The sequence below is a fragment of the SAR324 cluster bacterium genome, from assembly GCA_015232315.1.
Classification (GTDB): domain Bacteria; phylum SAR324; class SAR324; order SAR324; family NAC60-12; genus JADFZZ01.
Map to the genome: position 1 here is coordinate 1 of JADFZZ010000041.1, position 22,084 is coordinate 22,084.

General features: G+C 46.4%; 17 protein-coding genes. 13 read left to right on the forward strand and 4 right to left on the reverse strand.

What is annotated here, in order from left to right; all coding sequences use genetic code 11:
- From HQM11_18815 to ilvD, 12 genes are all read left to right on the forward strand, one after another.
- The coding region (locus HQM11_18815; GenBank protein ID MBF0353089.1) for a hypothetical protein at nt 1–254 on the forward strand (254 nt) is incomplete at its 5' end.
- A 538-nt stretch (nt 255–792) separates the two neighbouring features.
- Nucleotides 793–1,305, forward strand: coding sequence for a DUF1993 domain-containing protein (locus HQM11_18820; GenBank protein ID MBF0353090.1), 513 nt, complete (start codon nt 793–795; stop codon nt 1,303–1,305).
- An 80-nt stretch (nt 1,306–1,385) separates the two neighbouring features.
- A complete protein-coding gene (locus tag HQM11_18825; protein ID MBF0353091.1) occupies nt 1,386–1,646 on the forward strand; it encodes a DUF4160 domain-containing protein in 261 nt (86 codons plus the stop codon).
- Nucleotides 1,647–1,653: 7 nt separating this feature from the next.
- Complete coding sequence (locus HQM11_18830) at nt 1,654–1,899, forward strand: DUF2442 domain-containing protein (protein MBF0353092.1); 246 nt, start codon at nt 1,654–1,656, stop codon at nt 1,897–1,899.
- Between the two features lie 74 nt (nt 1,900–1,973).
- Nucleotides 1,974–4,295: a DEAD/DEAH box helicase family protein gene (locus tag HQM11_18835; protein MBF0353093.1), complete on the forward strand. Its 2,322-nt coding sequence runs from the start codon at nt 1,974–1,976 to the stop codon at nt 4,293–4,295.
- A 2-nt stretch (nt 4,296–4,297) separates the two neighbouring features.
- Nucleotides 4,298–5,452 (forward strand): hypothetical protein, encoded by a 1,155-nt coding sequence (locus HQM11_18840; GenBank protein MBF0353094.1) that lies wholly within the window; start codon nt 4,298–4,300, stop codon nt 5,450–5,452.
- 215 nt (nt 5,453–5,667) lie between these two features.
- Nucleotides 5,668–9,252, forward strand: a complete 3,585-nt coding sequence (smc, locus tag HQM11_18845) for a chromosome segregation protein SMC (protein MBF0353095.1) — start codon at nt 5,668–5,670, stop codon at nt 9,250–9,252.
- 96 nt (nt 9,253–9,348) lie between these two features.
- Nucleotides 9,349–9,612: a DUF4160 domain-containing protein gene (locus HQM11_18850; protein MBF0353096.1), complete on the forward strand. Its 264-nt coding sequence runs from the start codon at nt 9,349–9,351 to the stop codon at nt 9,610–9,612.
- 2 nt (nt 9,613–9,614) lie between these two features.
- The gene (locus HQM11_18855; protein MBF0353097.1) at nt 9,615–9,929 is read left to right on the forward strand and encodes a DUF2442 domain-containing protein; all 315 of its coding nucleotides are present in this window, start codon (nt 9,615–9,617) and stop codon (nt 9,927–9,929) included.
- A 45-nt stretch (nt 9,930–9,974) separates the two neighbouring features.
- A complete protein-coding gene (locus HQM11_18860) occupies nt 9,975–11,765 on the forward strand; it encodes a sigma-54-dependent Fis family transcriptional regulator (protein ID MBF0353098.1) in 1,791 nt (596 codons plus the stop codon).
- Nucleotides 11,766–11,767: 2 nt separating this feature from the next.
- On the forward strand, nt 11,768–14,164 hold the full coding sequence (locus tag HQM11_18865; GenBank protein MBF0353099.1) for a PAS domain S-box protein: 2,397 nt from the start codon (nt 11,768–11,770) through the stop codon (nt 14,162–14,164).
- A 161-nt stretch (nt 14,165–14,325) separates the two neighbouring features.
- Complete coding sequence (gene ilvD / locus HQM11_18870) at nt 14,326–16,179, forward strand: dihydroxy-acid dehydratase (GenBank protein MBF0353100.1); 1,854 nt, start codon at nt 14,326–14,328, stop codon at nt 16,177–16,179.
- A 420-nt stretch (nt 16,180–16,599) separates the two neighbouring features.
- On the opposite strand, the gene HQM11_18875 is transcribed toward ilvD, so the two are convergent.
- Complete coding sequence (locus tag HQM11_18875) at nt 16,600–17,109, reverse strand: hypothetical protein (GenBank protein ID MBF0353101.1); 510 nt, start codon at nt 17,107–17,109, stop codon at nt 16,600–16,602.
- 94 nt (nt 17,110–17,203) lie between these two features.
- Here HQM11_18875 and HQM11_18880 point away from each other — a divergent pair, with 94 nt between their 5' ends.
- Nucleotides 17,204–18,151: an alpha/beta hydrolase gene (locus HQM11_18880; protein MBF0353102.1), complete on the forward strand. Its 948-nt coding sequence runs from the start codon at nt 17,204–17,206 to the stop codon at nt 18,149–18,151.
- On the opposite strand, the gene selB is transcribed toward HQM11_18880, so the two are convergent.
- The 3 genes from selB to HQM11_18895 all read right to left on the reverse strand — a co-directional run bounded on the left by selB (nt 18,118) and on the right by HQM11_18895 (nt 22,070).
- Nucleotides 18,118–20,061, reverse strand: coding sequence for a selenocysteine-specific translation elongation factor (selB, locus tag HQM11_18885; GenBank protein ID MBF0353103.1), 1,944 nt, complete (start codon nt 20,059–20,061; stop codon nt 18,118–18,120). The two genes, HQM11_18880 and selB, sit on opposite strands and share 34 nt — an antisense overlap.
- Nucleotides 20,051–20,851 (reverse strand): NRDE family protein, encoded by an 801-nt coding sequence (locus HQM11_18890; protein ID MBF0353104.1) that lies wholly within the window; start codon nt 20,849–20,851, stop codon nt 20,051–20,053. The genes selB and HQM11_18890 overlap by 11 nt, the downstream gene beginning before the upstream one ends.
- 160 nt (nt 20,852–21,011) lie before the next feature.
- Entirely contained in the window at nt 21,012–22,070 is a 1,059-nt protein-coding gene (locus HQM11_18895; GenBank protein MBF0353105.1) for an OmpA family protein, read from the reverse strand.
- Between the last annotated feature and the right edge of the window lie 14 nt (nt 22,071–22,084).

The window sequence follows — 22,084 nt, forward strand, 5'->3', positions numbered from 1 at the left end:
TCAAAAGTCATTTGCGGGATGATGGTATTGATCAGTTATTGGAAAACATGCGACAGTTCCATCGTTTTTTTCCTGAACACCAGGACAAGAAAGTCTATGGCATTCTGGCAGGAGTGGATGTTTCACGGGATGTCAAAAAAAGAGCAGCGCAGGAAGGCGTCTATCTGGCGCTGATTCACGATGACCTGTTTGACCTCAAGGTTCCTGCACATTTCCAACCGAGAGCCATCACCGCAACCCTTGCCAATCCATAGGGGCGAACCTGTGTGTTCGTCCAGTTTACGAGCAGACACTATGCAAACACGACCGGGAATCAAAAACAAGAAATCGCCCCCTGCGTCTCCGGTCATCAATGCCCTGACCGAAGGAATGGAAATCAACGCAGTCACACGAACCTTTCAAGAGCGTAAAAACAGCGTTTACCGTTGACATGAAAACCTGAGCAAACTCCAGGATGTTTGGTTTCTGTACGCCCAACGACGTCCAGGCTTCAAAAACGATTGGATGTTTACTGGATTGTTCATAATTTTATGAGAAAACACTTCACCATTCGGCAAGTTCCCGCTGTTTCATTGGGAATTTTGGAATATTCGCTGGATTATAAAATGCTGTTCTCCAACAAATATGCCTAATTCAATGATTTATATGACTTTACATCAAACGGAACCGTTGCCCAAATTTTATCCTAGAAAATACTCACCAATGTGGTGTAACTTACGTTTCCTCTGATGCTCTTTCCCAAATCAGCATCTCTTGTTGAATCATAAAAAAATTCTAATTTGAGCTCTGACTATGAAAATTTCAATGTACCAATCCTCAGTCCCCGTATTTATCCGCATGCTGAATAACCTCTCTGCGATTCTGGAAAAGGCCGCGGCGCATGCTGAAGCAAAAAAAATTACGCCCTCTGTGCTGATCAACAGCCGACTTTATCCTGATATGCTCCCCTTCGTGACACAGATATTTATTGCGACAGATACCGCAAAAGGCGCGTCCGCCAGACTGGCAGGGATGGAACCACCCAAATTTGAAGACAATGAAGCCACATTTCCAGAACTAGTTGCCCGGATCAAGAAAACAGTCGACTTTTTAAGCTCGCTGACCCCTGAACAAATCGACGGCTCCGATGAAAAAACAATCTTGTTGCCACGACACAATGGTGAAGTGACCACCTTTCAAGGACTGTCCTATCTTCAGAATTACGCCCTCCCCAATTTCTATTTCCATGTCACCACCGCCTATGCCATTCTCCGGCACAATGGCATTGAGATTGGCAAACAGGATTATTTGGGAAAAACCAACTGATTGCCCCCCTTTCAGGTGTGGCTCATCATAGTGTTTAATAAAACCTGAAGAATATGAACTACAAGGGAAGAGAATAATGAATGCCTATCGTATCGTCATTTTTCGGTATTATAATCAGAATGTACTATGATGAACATAGTCCGCCACACCTGCATGCGGAATATCAAGGGAAAAAAGCTGTATTTGATTTTGATGGTAATGTAATCCATGGTAAACTTGGTTCCAGAACAGCCAAAAAATTGATTAGAGAGTGGATTGATCTGCATGAAATTGAACTAAAAGAGGATTGGGAATTAGCTCATGCAGGAGAACAACTTAAAAAAATTCAACCATTAGATTGAGGTTTATATGTGGAATATGAATGAAATCACTCATATTGAATATAAAGACCAGTATATCTATCATGTTGCATTCGATGATGGAACAAAGGGGGACATAGATTTTAAGGGCTATCTAAATAGAGGTACTATGTTTAAGCCTTTGAAAAATATTAGTTATTTTAAACAAGCAACAATTGATGGGGGTACTATAGCCTGGCCGAATGGACTCGATATCGCTCCTGAAACACTTTACGAAAAAATAAAAGCACTTTAAATATTTTGAACAACAAGAGTTTGGCGAATGTTCCTGTGTCATCGTGTGTCCAAATAGGAGAGTAGAGGCTGTGCATGGTTGATAAAAAAGCGAAAAAAAAAGAGAAACCGGACAAAATCCTGATTGACAAGTTTTTCAGTCAGATTGCTCAATACCATGAAAAAGCGCCCATTGGGGAGGAAGTTCGCCAGGCTGTACTGGAATTTCCTGAGTCTTATGAGTTGTTGTTGTTGAATGTGATGGTCTGTCTGTTTGAAAATAAAACAGGGATGGCCTTTCTGGCGCTTAAAAAAATAAGACAAATATACAGACCTCATATCAATGATTATATTATGGAGGCCCTGGCCTATGTTCAAAAAGGCGGACTGGGACAGGCCCGACAGATTCTTGAATCCCAGGAAATTGATAGTGTTTACCATCTTATACAAAACCTGTATGGAGGCATGAATTTAAGAGAATGGTTGCTCAAACAGTTCAATCCAATTTTTGAGTCAGGGTATTTGAAAAAATCGCTTCATGGTTCCTCCCGAAAACCAGACGTTACACCCTCCAGTAAGCAACCCTCCCGTCCTGATAAACCTGTGACACCACCGGGTCAGACTACTCCATCCCCCCTGGAAACGCTGAAGAAAGAACTTGAAGAAAAGTATGCGCTTCCCCCGGTGTCGGCTAAAGTCCAGACACGCATGAATCTCAATCTGAACGCTTTGACCTTGCCTGATCCCGCCCATTCATTTTCCTATGAGGAACAAAGCTGGTTTCAGTTACGCCATGAATTTCTGAAACTGGGATTACTGCGTGGCTTTGATGAATTGCTGTGCCTCCCTGCCTTACACAATGTGGACACTTACTGGTATCAGGTAGAAACGGTGCGCAAGGTTCTGAAACGTTTTCGCGGAAGAGTGTTGTTGGCCGATGAAGTGGGATTGGGGAAAACCATTGAAGCCGGAATGATTCTCAAGGAATATGTGTTGCGGGGAATGGCAGACCGTGTGCTGATCCTGACGCCGGCATCCCTTGTGGGACAATGGCAGGAAGAAATGAGTACCAAGTTCGGACTGGCATTTGAAACCAGTTACAATGCCCTGATGAAAAATTCACCGGAACAATTCTGGGCCTGTCCCCGGATCATTGCCTCCATCGCCAGCGCACGAAGGGCGGAACATTTTAACATCCTGACCCAAATGGAATTTGATCTGGTGATTGTGGATGAGGCGCACCATCTAAAAAACCGCAACACACAGAACTGGAAACTGGTGGATGCGCTTCAGAAACGGTTTTTGTTACTGCTGTCTGCAACTCCGGTACAAAACAGCCTCGTGGAGTTATACAATTTGTTGACACTGCTGAAACCCGGAATTTTCAAAACCGAGAAAGAATTCAAAAGCAGTTACATGGTGACGGGAAAACCCAGAGTTCCCGCCAATCGGGATCAGATGCGGGAGTTGATGCGTGAGGTCATGATTCGCAACACCCGCTCGTTGGTTGATGTCAAACTTCCGTTGCGTCATGCCATGACGATGATCCTGGAACCTGAAACAGAAGAATTCCAATGCTATCAGGAATTGCATTCCCTGGTTCAGGAATCCTGGCCGAAAATTCCGGCGTCTCAACGGATGGCTCTGCACATGCTACTGAGTTCCGCTGGCTCTTCTCCGGTGGCGGCCTGCTCAGGTTTAACCCGGTTTATAGAAAAGCATAAAGGCTCTTCCGCCTGGGAAAAACTGGCTCAACGTTACCAGAAATGCACTTCCGGGATCAAGGACCAGTCACTGATGGAATTGCTGGACAAAAATCCTGCGGAAAAAAAAATGATCTTTGTGCACCATTTGAGCACCATGGAACATTTATGCGACCAGCTTAAACTGCGCAAGCTTCCATTTTCCGTCTTTCATGGCGGCATGAGCGGACCCGAAAAGGATCAGGCTATCGAGGATTTCCGAGAACAGACAACCGTTCTTGTGTGTACGGAATCGGGCGGCGAAGGGCGGAACGTGCAGTTTTGCAACACGCTGATCAATTATGACATTCCCTGGAATCCGATGCAGATTGAACAGCGCATTGGACGGATTCACCGGATCGGCCAGAAAAAAGAAGTGTTCATCTTCAATCTGGCGGTCAAGGGAACCCTGGAAGAGCAGGTGCTTCGCATTCTGGATGAAAAAATCAATATGTTTGAACTGGTGGTGGGTGAAATCGGCGCCATCCTGGGTGAGTTGGAAGAAGAAACGGATTTTGCTGAAAGAGTGTTTAACGCATGGATTGAAACCACTGATGAACAACGAACTCAACGGTTTGATGAGTTGGCAGAACAAATTCTGTCCGCGAAAACTCAGTATGAAGATTCCAAATCACTGGATAATGAACTGTTCGGTGAAGATTTTGAAACAGGATGATTATGAGTTCACTGCTGAATTTTTTTGATAACGTCTTTTCCTTGCAAGGGGCCCAAACCGAATTTGTCGAACCGGAGGGACTGGATATTTTGATTCCGGAGGATTTACAGACCACCATCAAAATCCCGGAAATGATACGACTCGGGTTTGGCGAAACCATCCCGCCAGGCGCGCAAAAGGTGAGCCTGGAATCAGACTGGTTTGAAAAAATTGAACAGTTGATGGCAGACAATGGCGGACTAAACCGGAAGATCTGGAACCTGCCGATCCCTTCCATGTCTGATCCTGAGCGAATGCTGGAACATACCTTGTCGCTGTCCAATGCCACCTACCGTTATCAAAGCACCAAAGCCACCTGGAGTCGATACTGGTTTCTGAACTTTCACTACACGGCCCGCTCTGATGAAACCCGTGAAGGGTTATTGGGGCTTGGTTTCAATCTGGGCACAGGGAGTGTGCTGGATCTGGCTCTGGAACCCCTGCTAACGCAAATCAATGAATTACCCGCGTTAACCTCCGGAATGTCTGTTCCGGAACAGGAACTTCCCCAGCAATGGAGCGTCTCCCATTTGCAAACCATTTTGAAGCGAAGTATTCCGGAGCGGATTCAACAGGATCTGGGCAAATTTCTGTCGGTGATCCAGCGTCACATGGACAATGATCTCAACCGGATTACCCAGTACCATCAGGATATGCGTGCGGAATCCATTGGAAAACTGCTCCAACTGACACAAAAAAAGGAATTGAGCGACAAACAGGAAAAGGAAAAACAGCGTCATGAGTTGAGACTGGAAGCGGTGCTCCGGGAATATCAGTCCAAGGTGAGTGACCTGTATCAGAAATACGCGCTGGATATTGAATGCACTCCGGTTCAGATCCTGGAAATTTTGATGCCTGTACAACGGTGTTTTGTCAATATCCTACGGCGCAAAGGACATAGAATGATCGCGCTCGACTGGAATCCGCTGGTAAAAAAACTGGAAGTCCCTCCTTGTGAATACACGTTCACCCGGGAAAGTTCGCGAATGGCCTGTGATGATCAGCTCCATCTCATCCATCCTGACGCGCACAAGCCTTGCCCCTCCTGTGAGAAGCCCTTCTGTAGAGCCTGTTTTCCCGTGCAATGTCCCAAATGCCAGAAAAAGTTCTGCCCCTGAGTGTTCGGCTCTCCTTGCAAGCCGACGGGATGACACAGGCAAACTGTAAAGTACGTTTGACTGAATTTGAAAGGTGCCGAAAAAACCATAGAGCCTAAAAATTCACGAAATAATACTTCTATCTTGGAACCTCTCCCCTGTCTGTGGTAAGACACCCGCCACTGTTAAAACTTCCAGACAATTCCTTCTCACCATTATTTCATTCTCAGTTCCGTATGCGTATCAAAAGTTTGCACGTTTCAGGCTTCAAGTCCTTCTGTCATAAAGTGGAAATAGAGTTTCAACAAAACGGCGTTACTGTCATTGTCGGTCCCAATGGTTGTGGGAAAAGCAATGTGGTGGACGCAATCCGCTGGGTGCTGGGAGAACAGCGGGCCAAGCATTTGCGCGGTGGCGCCATGGAAGACGTGATTTTTGCGGGTAGCGCCTTTCAAAAACCTCTGGGAATGGCTGAAGTGACCCTGACCTTTTCCAATCTGGATGGGGATGTGCTGACTAAATACATGGATTATACTGAAATTGCTGTCACCCGGCGATTGTACCGCTCTGGCGAAAGTATTTACATGATCAACAAAACTCCGGTCCGGCTCATGGATATCCGGGAATTGTTTATGGATACCGGCGTGGGTGGTGGCGGTTATTCGATCATTGAGCAGGGAAAAGTCGGCGAAATCATCAGCGCCAAACCGTCAGAACGGCGGTTGCTCATTGAGGACGCTGCGGGAATTGTCAAATTTCAATCAAAACGCCAGCAGGCCGAAAAGCGCATGGAAGAAACCCTCCTGAATCTGAGTCGGGTCGATGACATTTTGAGAGAACTCCATCTTCAGGAAGAAACACTGCGGGATCAGGTGGTCAAGGCTCAGGCCTACATTCAGGTGCGGGATGAACTTCAGAAAACAGACCAGAACCTGTCTACTTTCCGCTGGAACAAGGCCATCCGCAAAGAACAGGAATCAGAACAGACGATTTTGAAATACAAGGAACTTCAATTTGCCCTGCAAAATGAAAAAGCCACGTTGGAAACGGATATCGAACGGGTTTCACTTCAGGAAGCCATGGTGGAGAAGGAACTGGAAATTCTTCGTGAGGAATTGTTTCAACGGGAACGGGAAATTCAGGATCTGGACAACAAACGCGCTTTGGAAAAACAGAATATCGCCAACTTTCAGAGCTGGATTGACCGGCATGATGAGGAATTGACGGAACTGCGAGAAAAAATTGTGAATCTGCTCCAGCATCGGAGTGAAACCGATAATCATCTCGAACAACTCAAACAGCAGCACAAGGAGGTTCAAGCCTTTATCCAGAACATTGAACAGGAACGGTCTGAAGAAGAACTCAAACTGACTGAGCTGAATACAGAAATGCAGCAGATGCAACGGAAACTCATCACAGTTCATACCGAATTGACCAACAATACCAATCAACGGTCTTTCATGCAGGATCGTCTGGATAATTTTCTGGACCGTCATTTGAAAATGAACGATCAATTGCGCTCCAGCGATCAGTTGATCCTTCAGTCAGAACGCAAGGTGGAACAGGCTCAAACCAAAGTGGAACTGGTTCAGAATGAAAAAGAAACGCAGGAAGAACACTTGCTGAAACTTCAGTCGGATTATGATTCTCAGGAAGAAGCGGTCGAGTTGACCCAGTCACGTTTGAAAAAAACGCAGTACGATTTTCATGCCGCCAGTTCCCAATTGGAGTCTTTGAAAAACATTCAGACCCGACATGAGGATTTTGGCGATAACGTCAAAAAACTGTTTGATCTTCTCGAAAAAAATCCTGACATGCGTCAACGTTTGGGAATCATGGGAATTCTGGCGGATTTCATTCATATTCCCGCCCAATATGTCGAACTCATTGGTCCTGTGATGGTCGATTATCTGGACTGGGTCATTGTGAAACAGGCAAACGCACTGCCTGACGTTGAGGCTTTTTGTCAGCAGAAGGGACTCGGGCGTCTGAATTATATTGCCCTCGATAAACTCGACTTTGACGCACAGCCTGCCACTGACGGACAGCCCATGTCCTCATTCATTGAGTTCAGAGGCGCGGTGGCCCATTGGGGACAGCGCTTTTTCGGCCTGATTCGGGTTCTTGAGGATTCCGGCAAGACAAACCTTGATCATTTGAATCGTTCTGTGTCAATCCAGAATACAGCAGAATGGTTGACCGTTAATGGAACGTATGTTCTGCGTAACGGCAGTGTGAGGATTGGCAAGACACAATCCACCACCTTTGGTTTTCTGGAACGACAGAAAAAGATTGATGAACTTCAGGAACAGACTGAAACCCTGGAAGAACAGGTTGAAGAACTGGAAGGGGACTTGCAGGAACTGACAGAACAGCAGGAACAACTGGAAGAGGCTATTCAGGAAACCCACGCCCGCACCCATGAACTTGAATTGGAATTATTAAGAAACAACAAGGAACTGGAACACGATGTGCTGGAATTTAAACGGGCCCGTCAGGCCCATGAACTCCTGCAATCTGATCTGTCCCTGATTGAGAAGGAAAAAGAAAAGGTAACAGCAAGTCTCCAGAATGTCAGCGAAGCATTGGTCGCGCTTGAAGACAAACGGTCTGAACTGGAGGATCGACTGACGAGACAACAGGAATCGATCCTGATTCAGAAAAGAATGGTCGATCAGGTTTCTGAAAACCTGCTGGGACAGCGTGTCGCCTTGACTGAAGCTTTTGAACAATTGAAAAATGCCCAGAAAACAGTGGACCGATTGCATCAGGAGCATCGCGAAGCTGAAGTCCGACTGGTGATGTTGAACAACGCGCATGAGGATTCCAGAAAAAAGGTTGAACACAGCCAAAAAATAGTTTTCGAAATTGACGCGAAATTTGAAAACCTGCTGAAAGACCGTGAAGCCGCCAAAGCCCAGCAGGAAGAAACCGCTTTGAAACACCAGGATGTCAGTCAGGAACGCACTGAGAAAAACGCCGCTCTGCACAAGGTCCGGCAGGATCTGGAACTCCTCATGGGACAGATTCATGAAGAGGATCTGAAAACCACAGAATTCCGATTTCAGCGGGAACAACTCGAACAGCAGTTATTGACCAGTTACAACCTGACACCGGATGAACTTTCACAGAATCTGGATTTATCAGGGCTGAACGAGAACGAACTGGCTGGACAACTGAGAAGCCTGAGAGCAAAAATGGGCGCCATGGACCAGGTCAATCTGGCGGCTCCGGATGAATACGCGCTCCTGACAGAACGGATGGGATTTTTAACCCGGCAGTCGGATGATCTGAAACATGCTGTGGATGATTTGCAAAAAACCATACGTGAAATCAACAATGAATCCAGACGCCGATTCAGGGAAACATTTGACATGGTCAACATGCATTTCAAGGAAACCTTCACGACCTTGTTTGGTGGTGGTGACGCTAAAATGGTGCTGACCGAAGCTGAAGATATTCTTGAGGCCGGGATCGAGATTGTGGCTCAACCTCCTGGCAAGCGGCTTCAGAACCTTAATCTGTTTTCCGGTGGAGAAAAGGCTCTGACCGCGATTTCGCTCATCTTCGGGATTTTTCTGATCAAACCCAGTCCGTTCTGTTTGCTGGATGAGGTGGACGCACCACTGGACGACACCAACGTCGGTCGTTTCAACCACATGATCCGGAAGCTCACAGACAACTCACAATTTATTGTTATCACCCATAATAAAAAGACCATGGCGATAGGGGAACGGTTGTATGGTGTTACCATGGAAGAACCCGGTGTTTCAAAAACCGTTTCAGTTCAATTCAATGAAGCCGAATCTCTCACTGCTTAGACATACCATTGAAGTTTAATGAAAAGAAAAAATTAGCCACAGTGACGAATTGTTACAGAATAAATGTTATACAGTTACCCTATATCTTGAACCATCATGCCAGAGTTAAGCCGGTTTTACGGAATCATCATCTATATGTTTGCTAAGGACCATCCCCCACCTCATTGTCATGTAAAATATGGTGAGTACATGGGGTTGATCAATATTAAAACTGGAGAATTGATTGAGGGAAAACTGCCTCTAAGAGCGTTACGATTAGTGCAGGATTGGATTGACCTTCATCAAGCGGACTTAGAAAAAAACTGGGAAGAAGCACAAACAGATCACCCTGACTTTCAAAAAATCGAACCATTGGAATAGTTATGCTTCATGTGATTAAAAAAATTAAACAAGTGACACCATTTTCCCTGATTCTACTTTTCAATACGGGCGAAACTGTACACGTTGATTTAGGTAATAAATTGAAGGAATGGTCTCAATCGCCAAAAAGCAAATTTAAAGCATTACTGGATCCAGCTTATTTTCAGAGTGTAAAATTGGACAACGATGCCCAGACCATATGTTGGGATAATGGAATAGACTTATGTCCTGATGTATTATATTCGATGGGAAAAGTTATAACTGTGTCAAATAAAGTATCTCAAAAAATTGCGAAAGAAAGTATCGTAATTGGATAAACCTGTTTTTAAATTTTCTTTGTATATATTTTTCAGGATCATGTCATGCAAGATGCGTCAACAAATGAAACAGTGCTGGTGATTGATGATGATGAACTTGTTCAGGAAATGCTGTTCGAATTCCTGTCAGACAGTGGCTACAGGGTGCTGGTCGCGGCCAACGGTCAAACAGCTCTTGAAATTTATGAACGTGAATCGCCCAATGTCATCATCACCGACCTGCGAATGCCGGAAATGGATGGCATCGGTTTTTTGAAAAAACTGCCTCGTAAAACCGCTATTAGTCCGGCCGTGATCGTCTTGACAGGTTATGACACCATGGATGAACTCGATCTCAGCTATGATCTGGGCGTCTACGCGTTTCTGAGAAAGCCTGCCAATCTGCATGAAATTTCCGGAATCGTCAGGAATGCGGCCATGCTATGTTCCTATGATGAACAGTTGCGACGGGAAAAAGATTCGTTGAAACAAGCCTATATCACTATTGAGGAAGAACAGCGAGCTAACCAGAAAATGCATCGTGAACTGGAAGAAAAACATCTTGTGCTGCAAAAAACATTTGAAAGCATGGCCGAAGGTGTCGCGGTTCTGGACACCCTGTTCCAGATCCATATGATCTCTCACAAGGCTTGCAAGATCCTCGGAGTTGAAGAAACCAGTGTCCTTAATAAACCGGCAGCGGCTATTTTAGGAACTGAAATCGCCGGCCCCTCCGGAGAATTGATTAAAAACAGCCCCATTCGGGAACCGCTCTATAATATCTCCACCAATCTGTTGTCTCCGTCTGGTACGGTTATTCCTGTTCAGTTGTCCATCATTCCACTGGAACCGGAAATTTATCCGGGTTGGATGCTCCTGTTCCGGGATATCCGGAATGAAGAAAAGCAGACCCGTGAAACCTCGGGGGGCATACGCTTTGGAAAAATGATCAGTTGCGATTCGGTCATGCATGAAATCTTCAGTCTGGTGGATAAAGTCGCCTTGAGTAATGCCACTGTTCTCATTGAGGGCGAAAGCGGAACAGGCAAGGATGTCCTTGCGCGTGAAATCCATGCCAGAAGTCACAGGGCACAAGGTCCCTTCCACACGGTGAATTGCGCGGCCATTTCCCCCCATCTGCTGGAAAGCGAATTTTTCGGGCATGAGCGGGGAGCCTTCACAGGAGCGTCTTATACCAAACAGGGACGTTTTGAACTGGCAAATAACGGAACCCTGTTTCTTGACGAAGTGGGCGAAATTCCGCTGGAACTCCAGGGAAAACTCCTGAGAGTTCTTCAGGATCGTTCCTTTGAGAGAGTTGGTGGAACAAAAACGATTCAGGTGAATGTTCGCATCATCGCAGCCACCAACCGTGATTTGAAGCAATTGACTGACGAAAAATTATTCCGGACTGATCTGTATTTTCGCTTGCATGTTGTTCCCTTCAGACTTCCCGCCTTGAGAGACCGTATTCAGGATCTGCACCTACTCATCCAGCAGTTGATTCAGGAGTTCAACAAACGTGAAAACCGTAATGTCAAAGGTGTGGATAAAGAGGTCCTGCAACGGTTTCTGCAGCATTCATGGCCGGGGAATATCAGGGAATTGTATCATTTACTGGAATACGCGTTTGCGGTCAGTTCTGAAGACACGTTGATGATCCAGCATTTTCCACCTGAATTCATCGCATCACTGGTTGATACACAGGAGTTGCCTATTCCAGACAGCGAGCGTGAATTTTTGTTACAGGCTCTGCAACGGGTAAATTTCAGAAAATCCAAAGCCGCCGCCCTGGTGGGAATGCATCGGTCTACGTTTTACCGTAAAATGAAAAAATACGGACTTCAGGGGAGTTGATTATGGCCGATGTTACTTTTCTGCTGGGAACAGGCCTCGGAGTACTGTTTTGCGGACTATGCTGGATTGTTCATTACTGGTTCGTTCTGCGAAAGAAGCAGTCAGGCAATTCCGCAATGAGTCAGAACATTGACGAAGATGGGCAGACTTCCAATAACATCAGGTTTACAACCACTGAGGTTCAGCAGCGGGCGATTCTGGACGCAATCCATGACGCGATGTTTCGTATCAGGAAAGATGGCCCCTTCTATGATTTTATTCCGGCTGAAAATTTTAACAAAATCATTTCAGGTTCGTTGTCGAATGAAAACGAACTCACCTCCCTGAACATTGCCCGAGAATCACTGCATTACCTGAAAGCCATGGAACATATTCAACTGATTCTGGAATCGGAAGGTCCGTTGGTTTATGAATATCATGTGGAACTGGAACATCAAAAAAAAGATTATGAAGCACGCATGGTTCGCAGTGGTGAGAATGAAGTTCTGATCATCGTCCGGGATGTCACTGAACACAACCGCACAAGAAATACCTTGACCCGCTTCCGTTTTTTTATGGATCAGGCCGGTGAAGCCATTTTGCTGGTTGATCCCGAAACTCGAAAAATCATAGATTTCAACAAAACCGCCACCGATTATCTTCAATATTCCGCGGCAGAGCTTCATGGTCTCCTGCTTGAAAATATCCGTTCTGATCAGTTCACCCAGACCCCGAGGAAGTGGAAGGAATATCTGGAAATGCTGCGTAGTATGGACAAACCGCTGGTTACCCAGGGCACCTTTCATCGCAAGGATCGTTCGTGGTTTTATACGGAAACAGTGGCCTCAACCCAGGTGTTTGAAGACCAGGAATATCTGTTGCTGACGATTAGAGACATCACCGAACGGAAAGAAGCCGGAGAGCAACTCGCACGGCTGGTTACGGCTATTGAACAAATGGCGGAATCCATCATCGTCACGGATCCCAACGGGATTATTCTATATGTCAATCCGGCATTCCGAAACACCACCGGCTTTCAAGGATTTGAGGTCATCGGGCACCGTCCCAGTATTCTGAAAAGCGGACTTCATGATACGGTGTTTTATGAAAACCTGTGGAAAACCATTCAGGAGGGAAATGTGTGGCACGGGCATATTTTCAACCGTAAAAAATCTGGAGATCTGCTCCAGGTGAACTCCACTATTTCACCTGTTTTGGATGCGGCGGGGCACATCATCAATTTCATTGCGATCCAACATGATGTGACCTATGAAAAACAATTAGAATCCCACATACGGCAGTCGCAGAAAATGGAAGCCATCGGGACGCTTGCCGGAGGAATTGCCCATGATTTTAATAACATGCTGTTTGCCATGATGGGGTATACCGAAATGGCGAGTCAAAAGCTGCCACGCAACTCCAGACCCCGACAGCAACTGGAAGAAGTGCTGCAGGTGGGACAACGGGCAAAAGAGCTGATTCAGCAGATTTTAACCTTCAGTCGCAGAAATGAGCAGGAGTTCCGGACGTTCCAGATTCAACCACTGGTGAAAGAAGTGATTAAAATGATCAAGGCGACACTTCCCTCAACCATTCAGGTTCATGAAATAGTTCCGGAAGAATTGCCGGTAATCACGGGTGATTCAACCCAGATCCATCAGGTGCTGATCAATTTATTCACCAATGCGGCTTATGCCATGAAAGAAAAAGGCGGTTTGCTGGAAATTGAACTCTCCGCAGTCATGCTGGACAAAGACCAGTCCCAATGGTTATCACTGACTCCCGGAAATTATATTCTGATCGCGATCAAAGATACAGGTGTTGGTATTCCCCCTGAAATTCTGCATCGGATATTTGATCCTTTTTTTACGACAAAACCCGTGGATGAAGGAACAGGCATGGGCTTGGCCGTAGTGCATGGAATCGTGGAAAACCATCATGGAACAATCAGTGTTGAAAGCACACCGGGCAAAGGAAGTGTTTTCAATGTTTACCTGCCGGCTTCCAGGGGTGAACATCCGGTTGTTGAGAAAAAGATCAAACAGCGCATCAAAGGAAAAGGCCGAATCATAATGGTGGATGATGAGCCGATTCTGGCGGAAATGGTCAAAGAGATGTTGATGACAGCAGGTTTTTCGGTAGAGGCCTACACAAACAGTCAAATCACCCTGGACGCCTTTACTAATAATCCGCATAACTATGACATTCTGATCACAGACCAGACCATGCCGGAAATGTCCGGCGTCGCTTTGGCCGAGGCTGTTGCCGGAATCAGACCTGAATTTCCGGTGATTCTGATCTCCGGCCAAATTGATCGGGCCTTAACCATCAACGCTACCAATATTGTCGCGGTATTGGGTAAACCTATTTCGTCACAGGAACTTATTAACGAAATCAAGAAAGCTATCAGCGATCATTGATCCTCTGAGTTCCACAGCGTCCGTCAAAGTCGTTTGAGACGCCCGGATTTGCGTTTCTGAAAACTTGACTATAAAAATAGTTTCATGAAACTTTTATAGAAAATGTTCCATTCCATTCCACGGAATGTTCCGCAATGATCACCTCTAATCAGAAAAGCGCTATGGGAAAATTCAGGAGTAGCACCAGCACCCAGGGAAGAAATATGGCCGGAGCCCGATCGCTCTGGCGTGCGACCGGATTCAAAGATGAAGATTTCAACAAGCCGATCATCGCCATCGCCAATTCATTTACCCAGTTTGTGCCAGGACATGTGCATCTGCATGACATCGGTCAACGGGTCAAAAAAGTGATTGATGCCAATGGTGGCGTCGGGGTGGAATTCAATACCATTGCCATTGATGATGGTATCGCCATGGGCCATGATGGAATGCTGTATTCCCTGCCCAGTCGGGATTTGATTGCGGATTCCGTAGAATATATGGTCAACGCGCATTGCGCCGATGCCATGATTTGTATCAGTAACTGTGACAAGATCACTCCTGGAATGTTGATGGCGGCCATGCGGTTGAACATTCCTGCCATCTTTGTTTCCGGAGGACCGATGGAAGCCGGCAAGGTGGGTGAAGCGAAATTTGATCTCATTGATGTGATGATTGCCGGAGGAAATGATTCTGTGGCTGAGGATGACCTCGGACGTCTGGAACGTTCCGCCTGTCCCACTTGCGGTTCCTGCTCAGGCATGTTCACCGCCAACAGTATGAATTGTCTGAATGAAGCGCTGGGCTTGGCCTTCCCCGGCAACGGCACCATTGTCGCGACTCATACCAGCCGTTGGAAATTGTTTGAACAGGCGGGGAAACGCATTGTCGAAATGGCACGCTCCTATTATTTGGAGGATGATGCTTCTGTGTTGCCACGGTCCATCGCGACGCTGGATGCCTTTAAAAACGCGATGGCACTGGATATCGCCATGGGCGGTTCCACCAACACCGTATTGCATATTCTGGCCATTGCCCAGGAAGCCGGAGTGGATTATACCATGAAACATATTGATGAGATCTCCCGTCATGTTCCGACCCTGTGTAAGGTCGCGCCTTCCTCCCATTATCATGTGGAAGATGTGCATCGGGCTGGCGGCATCATGGCCATTTTGGAGGAATTGATTCCTACAGGGTTGATCCAGCAGGCATGTCGGACCATTTCAGGAAAAACCATCGGGGAACAGATTGAGGCTTTCAGCATTCGTCAATCGCCCAACAGTCAGGCAAAGATGCTCTACAAGGCGGCACCCGGTGGGATTCCGACCCAGATCGCATTTTCACAAAACTCCCAATACTCAGTTCTGGATACAGATTCGGTCAAGGGTTGTATCCGTTCAGTGGAACATGCCTACAGTAAGGAAGGGGGCTTGTGTGTGCTGTATGGAAACATTGCGGAAGATGGCTGTATTGTAAAAACTGCCGGTGTGGATGAAAGCATCTGGAAATTCGAAGGCCCTGCCCGGATTTTTCATTCCCAGGATGCGGCCTGCGATGCCATTTTAGGCAATCAGATCAAGGAAGGCGATGTCGTAGTGATTCGTTATGAAGGTCCCAAAGGCGGACCTGGCATGCAGGAAATGCTATATCCCACATCCTTCATCAAATCTAAAAATCTGGGAAAAACCTGTGCCTTGATCACCGATGGACGTTTCAGCGGCGGCACTTCAGGTTTGAGCATTGGTCATGTTTCTCCGGAAGCGGCAGAAGGGGGAGCGATTGGCCTGGTGGAAGAAGGCGATCTCATTGTGATTGATATTCCCAATCGGCGGCTGGATGTCAAACTTGCTCAGGGAGAACTGGAACAACGACGAAGCACTATGGAAGCCAAAGGTCCGGAAGCCTGGACACCAGGACCCAGGCCACGTGTTGTGTCCAAGGCGTTGGAAGCCTATAGCATGATGGTTACAAGTGCGGCCAAAGGCGGAGTGCGGGATCTGAGCCAGTTGAAAGCTTCCCGTCCAGCCAAATTCTGAAGCTGATCCTGAGGAATCACGGTGGTTGTACTCATGAATCCTTCGTCAAAGTTTGTTTCACATTCCGGGCTATAGTCATCAGTTCGCCAATCAACGGAAAAAACCGTACAAGACCATACCGGAAATGATAAGTACCTGATCAAAAGTTTTTAACATTAATCTGGTTCCCTACCTCTGGTGCAAGGCTGTTAAGTTAAGAAATTACCTGCGAGAAAATCCCCCTTTTCAAAGGGGGCATGGGGGATTTAAAGCTCAGAATAACATCCCCCTAACCCCCTTAAACCAAGGGGGAATTGGTGCCAGTGACTTCACAGAGCTTAACTTAACAGACGTGTACCTCTGGTGGGGAACCGGAAAAACATGGGATTTCACCAGAATTTGCAAGAAGCATACGCCTAACACGAGTTATTGATTTTCCGGTTAGCCGTTCTCAGGTGAACTTTTTGAAGCTACTGCAAATCTTTTTTCCAGTAGCGGTTTCAATACGGACTTCAATTGAACGGATACCTCTTCAAAACTCATCTGATTGATTTCCAGCACTTCATCCTGTAAAAATGAATTTACAATAGCCAGCGTGATGGCTACCCTGTCGATCTCTTCAATAGTCATGTCCTTATTGAATGTGAACTTTTCACGAATCAGGTCATACAGTTCAGAACATACAAAATGAATAATGCGTGGTCCTGTGGAATTGCGTACAAACCTGAAGATTTCTTCAAACCGGAACAGGATCATGAGCAAACTTTCACGTTGAGAAAGAGTGCCTTTGGTAATGATGCCTGCTTGATTCGCATACAAGCTGATCCAGCGTTTTTCAAGGTCCTTCAGTTGAAAACTGAGTTCTTCCCATAAAAAGCGATCAACAGATGGTGGTTTGTCAAATACATAAGCTTTTTCATATGAAAAAACTTGTTCCAGAAATTGGCTCATGTCCCTCCTCGGTTAGTAATTATATGATGAATAATGCCTACAATGAATTTGCCTATGAAAAAACTCAAATGGTTTTTCAGGGGATTTTCAAAAAATGAAACATTTATTTGTGAAATATGACTCGGCCCTGGCTTTCAGAACGCTAGTAACCATCTCCATGCTTTGGACAGTGCCCTTCATCACGGGTTGTAATTCACTGTTTTACTTCCCGAGCAGACACATATTTTCAACCCCGGATCAGGTGGGGCTGCTCTATGAACCTGTGACCTTCAGGCATGAAAGCGGCCCCCAACTCTCAGGTTGGTTCATTCCAGCGTTTGATACCACAGAACCAGCACAGGGAACGGTGGTTCAAATTCACGGTAACGCTGAAAACATGACCAGCCATTGGTTCTCGCTGGCATGGATGCCATTTTCCCGGTTCAATCTGTTTACCTTTGACTATCGGGGTTATGGCGGCTCGGAAGGAATACCGGAGATAGAAGGAACCATTCAGGATGTCAAATCGGCCATCGCTTATGTGCAGTCCCGCACAGATGTTGACAAAACCCGATTGATTGTGATTGGGCAAAGCCTGGGGGGCGCCTTGAGCATTGCGGCACTGGCTCAACCCTCTGAAATCAAGGTGCCCATGCTGATTGTGGAAAATACGTTTTCTTCCTATCAACGCATTGCCCGTGAAAAACTTCAGGAATCATGGATTTTATGGCATTGGCATTTATGGGCGCCTGATCTTCTGATTGATGACACCTACAGTCCGGAATCATTGATTGCAAAAATCCATGATATTCCGATACTCTTCATTCATGGAACCAACGACCAGGTGATTTCATACCATCATTCCCTGATCTTGTATGAAAAAGCCAATGTTCCCAAATACCTGTGGATTTTGCCACAAGGTCAGCATCTCAGCACCTTTCATACGGCAAACAACAGAAAAAACCTGCTGGATTTTATTCAAACCAAACTGCCTCAAACGGACAAACCGAAATCATTGCCGCTGGTAACTCATGATTTTGTCTGGGAACCCCAAACCCGGTGATTGTCCCTCCGAATGGTCAAGCGGCGGGTATCAAAATATTCCAGCAATTCCACAGCATGTTTTCGTCCAATATTCAGAAATTCCTTGAATTCAATCACACTGATGGTTTCATGCGTGGAAAAATAGTGTTCCAGTCTGGCAACAATGGCCTCCATCTGCCCTGACGTATAAAACAAATCCGGTGACACCCGAACCAGTTGTTTCTGGTGAGTTGCTTTTTTCAAAAAGGCGACGCCCTGTTTTTCAGCCATTGCAAGATCCTGTAACAACTGGGTCTGACGCCGGGGTTGAAACTGGTCGGCTTCCAGCAGTGTGGTGCATCGGGCCAGTTGGTCCTCATAATCATCTGAAATTTGTATGGTATGGTCCGGCAACGCAAAATACTGATCCTGTTGCGCCAGTCGATTCTGCCGTGTCAGATATTTCAAGACCGATTCCACTTCTCTGGTGTCTTTGAACAGCAGTGAAACCTTACCGCCGATTTCAACTGCGGTCATTCCCGCCAGATCAGGATGTTTCTGATGATGAGCCGCGATCACACGCACCAGAAACTCTGCCATTTTATGGAGATGTTCCACATGAATATACCGGGTTGCCTCCGTGGTGATACCAATGATTTTTTGAGAACTTCTTAATTTTTGCAATATGCCATCGGCTCGCCGGGAAGAAAGTCCGCTTCTCACCATAAAATCTTTTTCTGTGACACCCTGAATGGATTGCAGATACACCACAGTTTCCCCGATTTCTTCATCAGAGCCATGGACCAATAATCGCATTTTATCTGTTTGTGCCTGACGGATCCTTCGGGATTTTCCGGGAAATGGATCAATCACTTTTCCTCCGCCTATGGTGAATTGCGCATTGAAATTCCGGATGATGAAGCGGTCACCTGTCCGACTGCTCACCTGTTTTTCCAAACGAAGCTGAACGAGGGAACGCTCACCCGGATTGATCAGATCCCGGTCAAACAGGACCAACTTCCCCATCACTTCAGCGGTTCCCAGATAAACTCTCACCCGTGTATTGTGAGCCACCCCGGCAGGAATATCTTTCAATATTCTCAATTCGGCATTGAGCATGTAACTGGTCAGCAGTGTGCCTTCAGTCGCCAGTTGGTCCCCCCGTTGAATCTCATCTCTGGATAAATTTGAAATATTGAGGGCCGCACGTTGACCCGCACGGATTTCATCCTGAGACTGGCCATGAACCTGAAATCCACGGACACGGACTATTTGCCCTGAGGGAAATTGTGTCAGAGGAACCTCTTTGCGCACTCTTCCTGAAACGACCGTTCCGGTCACCACCGTGCCAAAACCCTTGACAGAAAACGACCGATCCACATTCATTCGGAAGGGGTGATCGACATGACGGGGGGTGAGTTTTTTATATAATTTTTCCAACTGCGTTTTCAACGCCTCCAGACCTTCGCCGGTTTTGGCGGAAACAGGGACCATCGGTGCGGCTTCCAGGAAGGTATCCTTCACCGTTTCCCTGACTTCCTCAGCGCATAAATCGCGCATTTCAGGGTCTGCAAGATCGCTCCGTGTCAGCACAATCAGCCCCTGCCTGACACCCAGCAAATCACAGATCGCCAGATGCTCACGGGTTTGAGGCATCACCCCTTCATCGCAGGCAACGACCAGTAGTAGGGCATCAATTCCTGAAACCCCGGCAAGCATGTTGTGAATAAACTTTTCATGCCCCGGCACATCAATGAACGCAAACCGGGTTCCCAACGCATCCTGATAATGGGCAAAACCAAGATCAATCGTGATTCCTCGGCGTTTTTCTTCGGCCAGAACATCCGTATCTGTTCCGGTCAGTGCTTTGACCAGTGTGGTTTTCCCATGATCAATATGCCCGCCGGTTCCAATCACATAATAACCCGAAATGTCAGTATCAGATGCCATGAGTCACGCCTTGAACAGATTCAATCTGGAAATGAAAGGTTTGCGGCCTTTTTTTTATTTGTATTGGAGAATGGTTTTTTTCATGAAACGAGACGTTCCCTTCCTGATCCATGAGAATCACTGTGGAGGTACGGGTTCCATACAACGGAGTTTTGATGAAAAGGGGAGACAGTAGCCGTTCCATATGGATTCCAATGCCCGTGTCAGGCAGTTGTTCATCAGGAAAACCAGACGGATCTTCCAGAATCGCAAACAGATCCCGCACCTCAAACCGTTCCTGATGAAGCAGTTGTGACAAACGTTGTTTTCCTGCCAGAACCTTGGGCCAGGGTGAATCAAGCAGATGGTTGCTGAGTCCATACATTCCCGCAGACAGCGTTGACACCTCAGCAGTTCGGTTGGAGACATACATGATTTCATTTCCGGCAGAACTGATCTGCCCAATCAACAGATTGAAACCGTCATACTGTTGCCTGTTTCTGTTCACACGATCGACATATTCCGCAACAGAAGCTGACGCCTGAAGAAAATCCCGAACCAGCAGACCTCGACTGAACAATTTTTTGGAGGGCACTATTTCACGATAGTTGGTAATGATGGCAAATTTTCCCTGCCGGGTCACCCCAAGCCAGGTGCCGCCTGCTTTTTTATCTTTTCCAGCCAATAGATCGGGAAACTCTTTCCAGTAATGAGCCTTCACCGAAGGCCGATGAAAAAACTCATCCCGATTGGAGAGCAATATGAAGGGAAAGCCGGAATGCTGCTGAGAAACAAGAAACAGAACACACATTGAAGGTCAAAGGAGGTAAAAGGTTAAAGGGGAAAGGTCAAAGGGTAAAGGTTGAAGGCGATGAGAATGAGACGGGGGGAAGGGAAAAGGAGGTGAAGATTCAAGAGTGTGGTTCTTGAATCTTGTTTCTTTCCCTTGAGGAGATTCCATCAACCGTGGCTTATAACGTATAAAGAACAAATTCAATGCGTCGGTTTTTCTTGCGCTGAGTATTGGACTCAGTCGCGGGCCTGTAAGAACTGTAACCTGCCGCGGAAATTCTGGAAGGGTCCACAAAAGCGCTGTCAATCAGATAGCGCACCACATTGACAGCACGTGACGTTGACAGTTCCCAATTGGTTGGAAATTTTTCACGGGTATTTTTTCCCACAGGCAAATCATCAGTATGCCCGCTCACCTGAATATAAACCCCCGGTATTTCCTTCAGTCGATGACCAATCTGATTCAAAATCCGAAAGCCTTCCGCATTGATAAAAGCTTCTCCTGAATCAAAAATCCGATGTTCTTCCACTCGCAAAATCACACGATTGCCTTCACTGAGAACGGTCAGTCGTTCCTGTTGGATCTCATTGCCAAACACTTGCTGAAGCTGAGCCTGGAAATCACCCTCCGGTATTGTTGCTGATTTTTCAGGTTTGGCGGGTTTGGGCTCCCGTGAAAGCGTGTTTTGCAGAGACTGTTTTTCTGTCGCCAGAATTTCGATCTGATTGGTGAGATAATCAATTTCCTGATTCAGTGCCTTGATTTTTTCTTCCTGGTCTTTGGTGGCTTTTTTCAACTGCATGTTGGCCTGATGCGCGGCATTGATCTGTATTTCCAGATCCTGCTGTCGCTGATGCAAGGCTGTCGCGGCTTCTTCAACCGCCTGTTTTTTGATCTGAATTTCGGCTTCAGCATCCTGTTGGGTCGCCTGAATAGTGGTCAACTGATCCTGATGCAGTTTCAGTTCCTGTTCTTTCTGTTCCAGCAATTGTGCTGTTTTCTGCTGTTCAATTTGCAGGGCTTCAATTTTTGTCTGTTGAGCCGCAAGTTGCTGGTCGGATGTCTGTTTTTCAGTTCGGAGTTGCTTGAGTTCATTCTCTTTGCCGGCAATTGTTTTCTTATAGTTTTCAGCTTCATTCACCTTGGCCGTGTACTCTTCCTGACTGGGTCCGCAGCCTGCAAGGCTGAGCCATAACGCGATAACCAGCCACACCCCTCTTTTTCCATTCCTCCTCATAATCACTCCTTTTT

What these genes read in the sequence shown, in the direction of transcription:
- HQM11_18820 (MBF0353090.1), top strand. Translation starts at nt 793, where the DNA reads ATGAAAATTTCAATGTACCAATCCTCAGTCCCCGTATTTATCCGCATG.
- HQM11_18825 (MBF0353091.1), top strand. Translation starts at nt 1,386, where the DNA reads ATGCCTATCGTATCGTCATTTTTCGGTATTATAATCAGAATGTACTAT.
- HQM11_18830 (MBF0353092.1), top strand. Translation starts at nt 1,654, where the DNA reads ATGTGGAATATGAATGAAATCACTCATATTGAATATAAAGACCAGTAT.
- HQM11_18835 (MBF0353093.1), top strand. Translation starts at nt 1,974, where the DNA reads ATGGTTGATAAAAAAGCGAAAAAAAAAGAGAAACCGGACAAAATCCTG.
- HQM11_18840 (MBF0353094.1), top strand. Translation starts at nt 4,298, where the DNA reads ATGAGTTCACTGCTGAATTTTTTTGATAACGTCTTTTCCTTGCAAGGG.
- smc (MBF0353095.1), top strand. Translation starts at nt 5,668, where the DNA reads ATGCGTATCAAAAGTTTGCACGTTTCAGGCTTCAAGTCCTTCTGTCAT.
- HQM11_18850 (MBF0353096.1), top strand. Translation starts at nt 9,349, where the DNA reads ATGCCAGAGTTAAGCCGGTTTTACGGAATCATCATCTATATGTTTGCT.
- HQM11_18855 (MBF0353097.1), top strand. Translation starts at nt 9,615, where the DNA reads ATGCTTCATGTGATTAAAAAAATTAAACAAGTGACACCATTTTCCCTG.
- HQM11_18860 (MBF0353098.1), top strand. Translation starts at nt 9,975, where the DNA reads ATGCAAGATGCGTCAACAAATGAAACAGTGCTGGTGATTGATGATGAT.
- HQM11_18865 (MBF0353099.1), top strand. Translation starts at nt 11,768, where the DNA reads ATGGCCGATGTTACTTTTCTGCTGGGAACAGGCCTCGGAGTACTGTTT.
- ilvD (MBF0353100.1), top strand. Translation starts at nt 14,326, where the DNA reads ATGGGAAAATTCAGGAGTAGCACCAGCACCCAGGGAAGAAATATGGCC.
- HQM11_18875 (MBF0353101.1), bottom strand. Translation starts at nt 17,109, where the DNA reads ATGAGCCAATTTCTGGAACAAGTTTTTTCATATGAAAAAGCTTATGTA.
- HQM11_18880 (MBF0353102.1), top strand. Translation starts at nt 17,204, where the DNA reads ATGAAACATTTATTTGTGAAATATGACTCGGCCCTGGCTTTCAGAACG.
- selB (MBF0353103.1), bottom strand. Translation starts at nt 20,061, where the DNA reads ATGGCATCTGATACTGACATTTCGGGTTATTATGTGATTGGAACCGGC.
- HQM11_18890 (MBF0353104.1), bottom strand. Translation starts at nt 20,851, where the DNA reads ATGTGTGTTCTGTTTCTTGTTTCTCAGCAGCATTCCGGCTTTCCCTTC.
- HQM11_18895 (MBF0353105.1), bottom strand. Translation starts at nt 22,070, where the DNA reads ATGAGGAGGAATGGAAAAAGAGGGGTGTGGCTGGTTATCGCGTTATGG.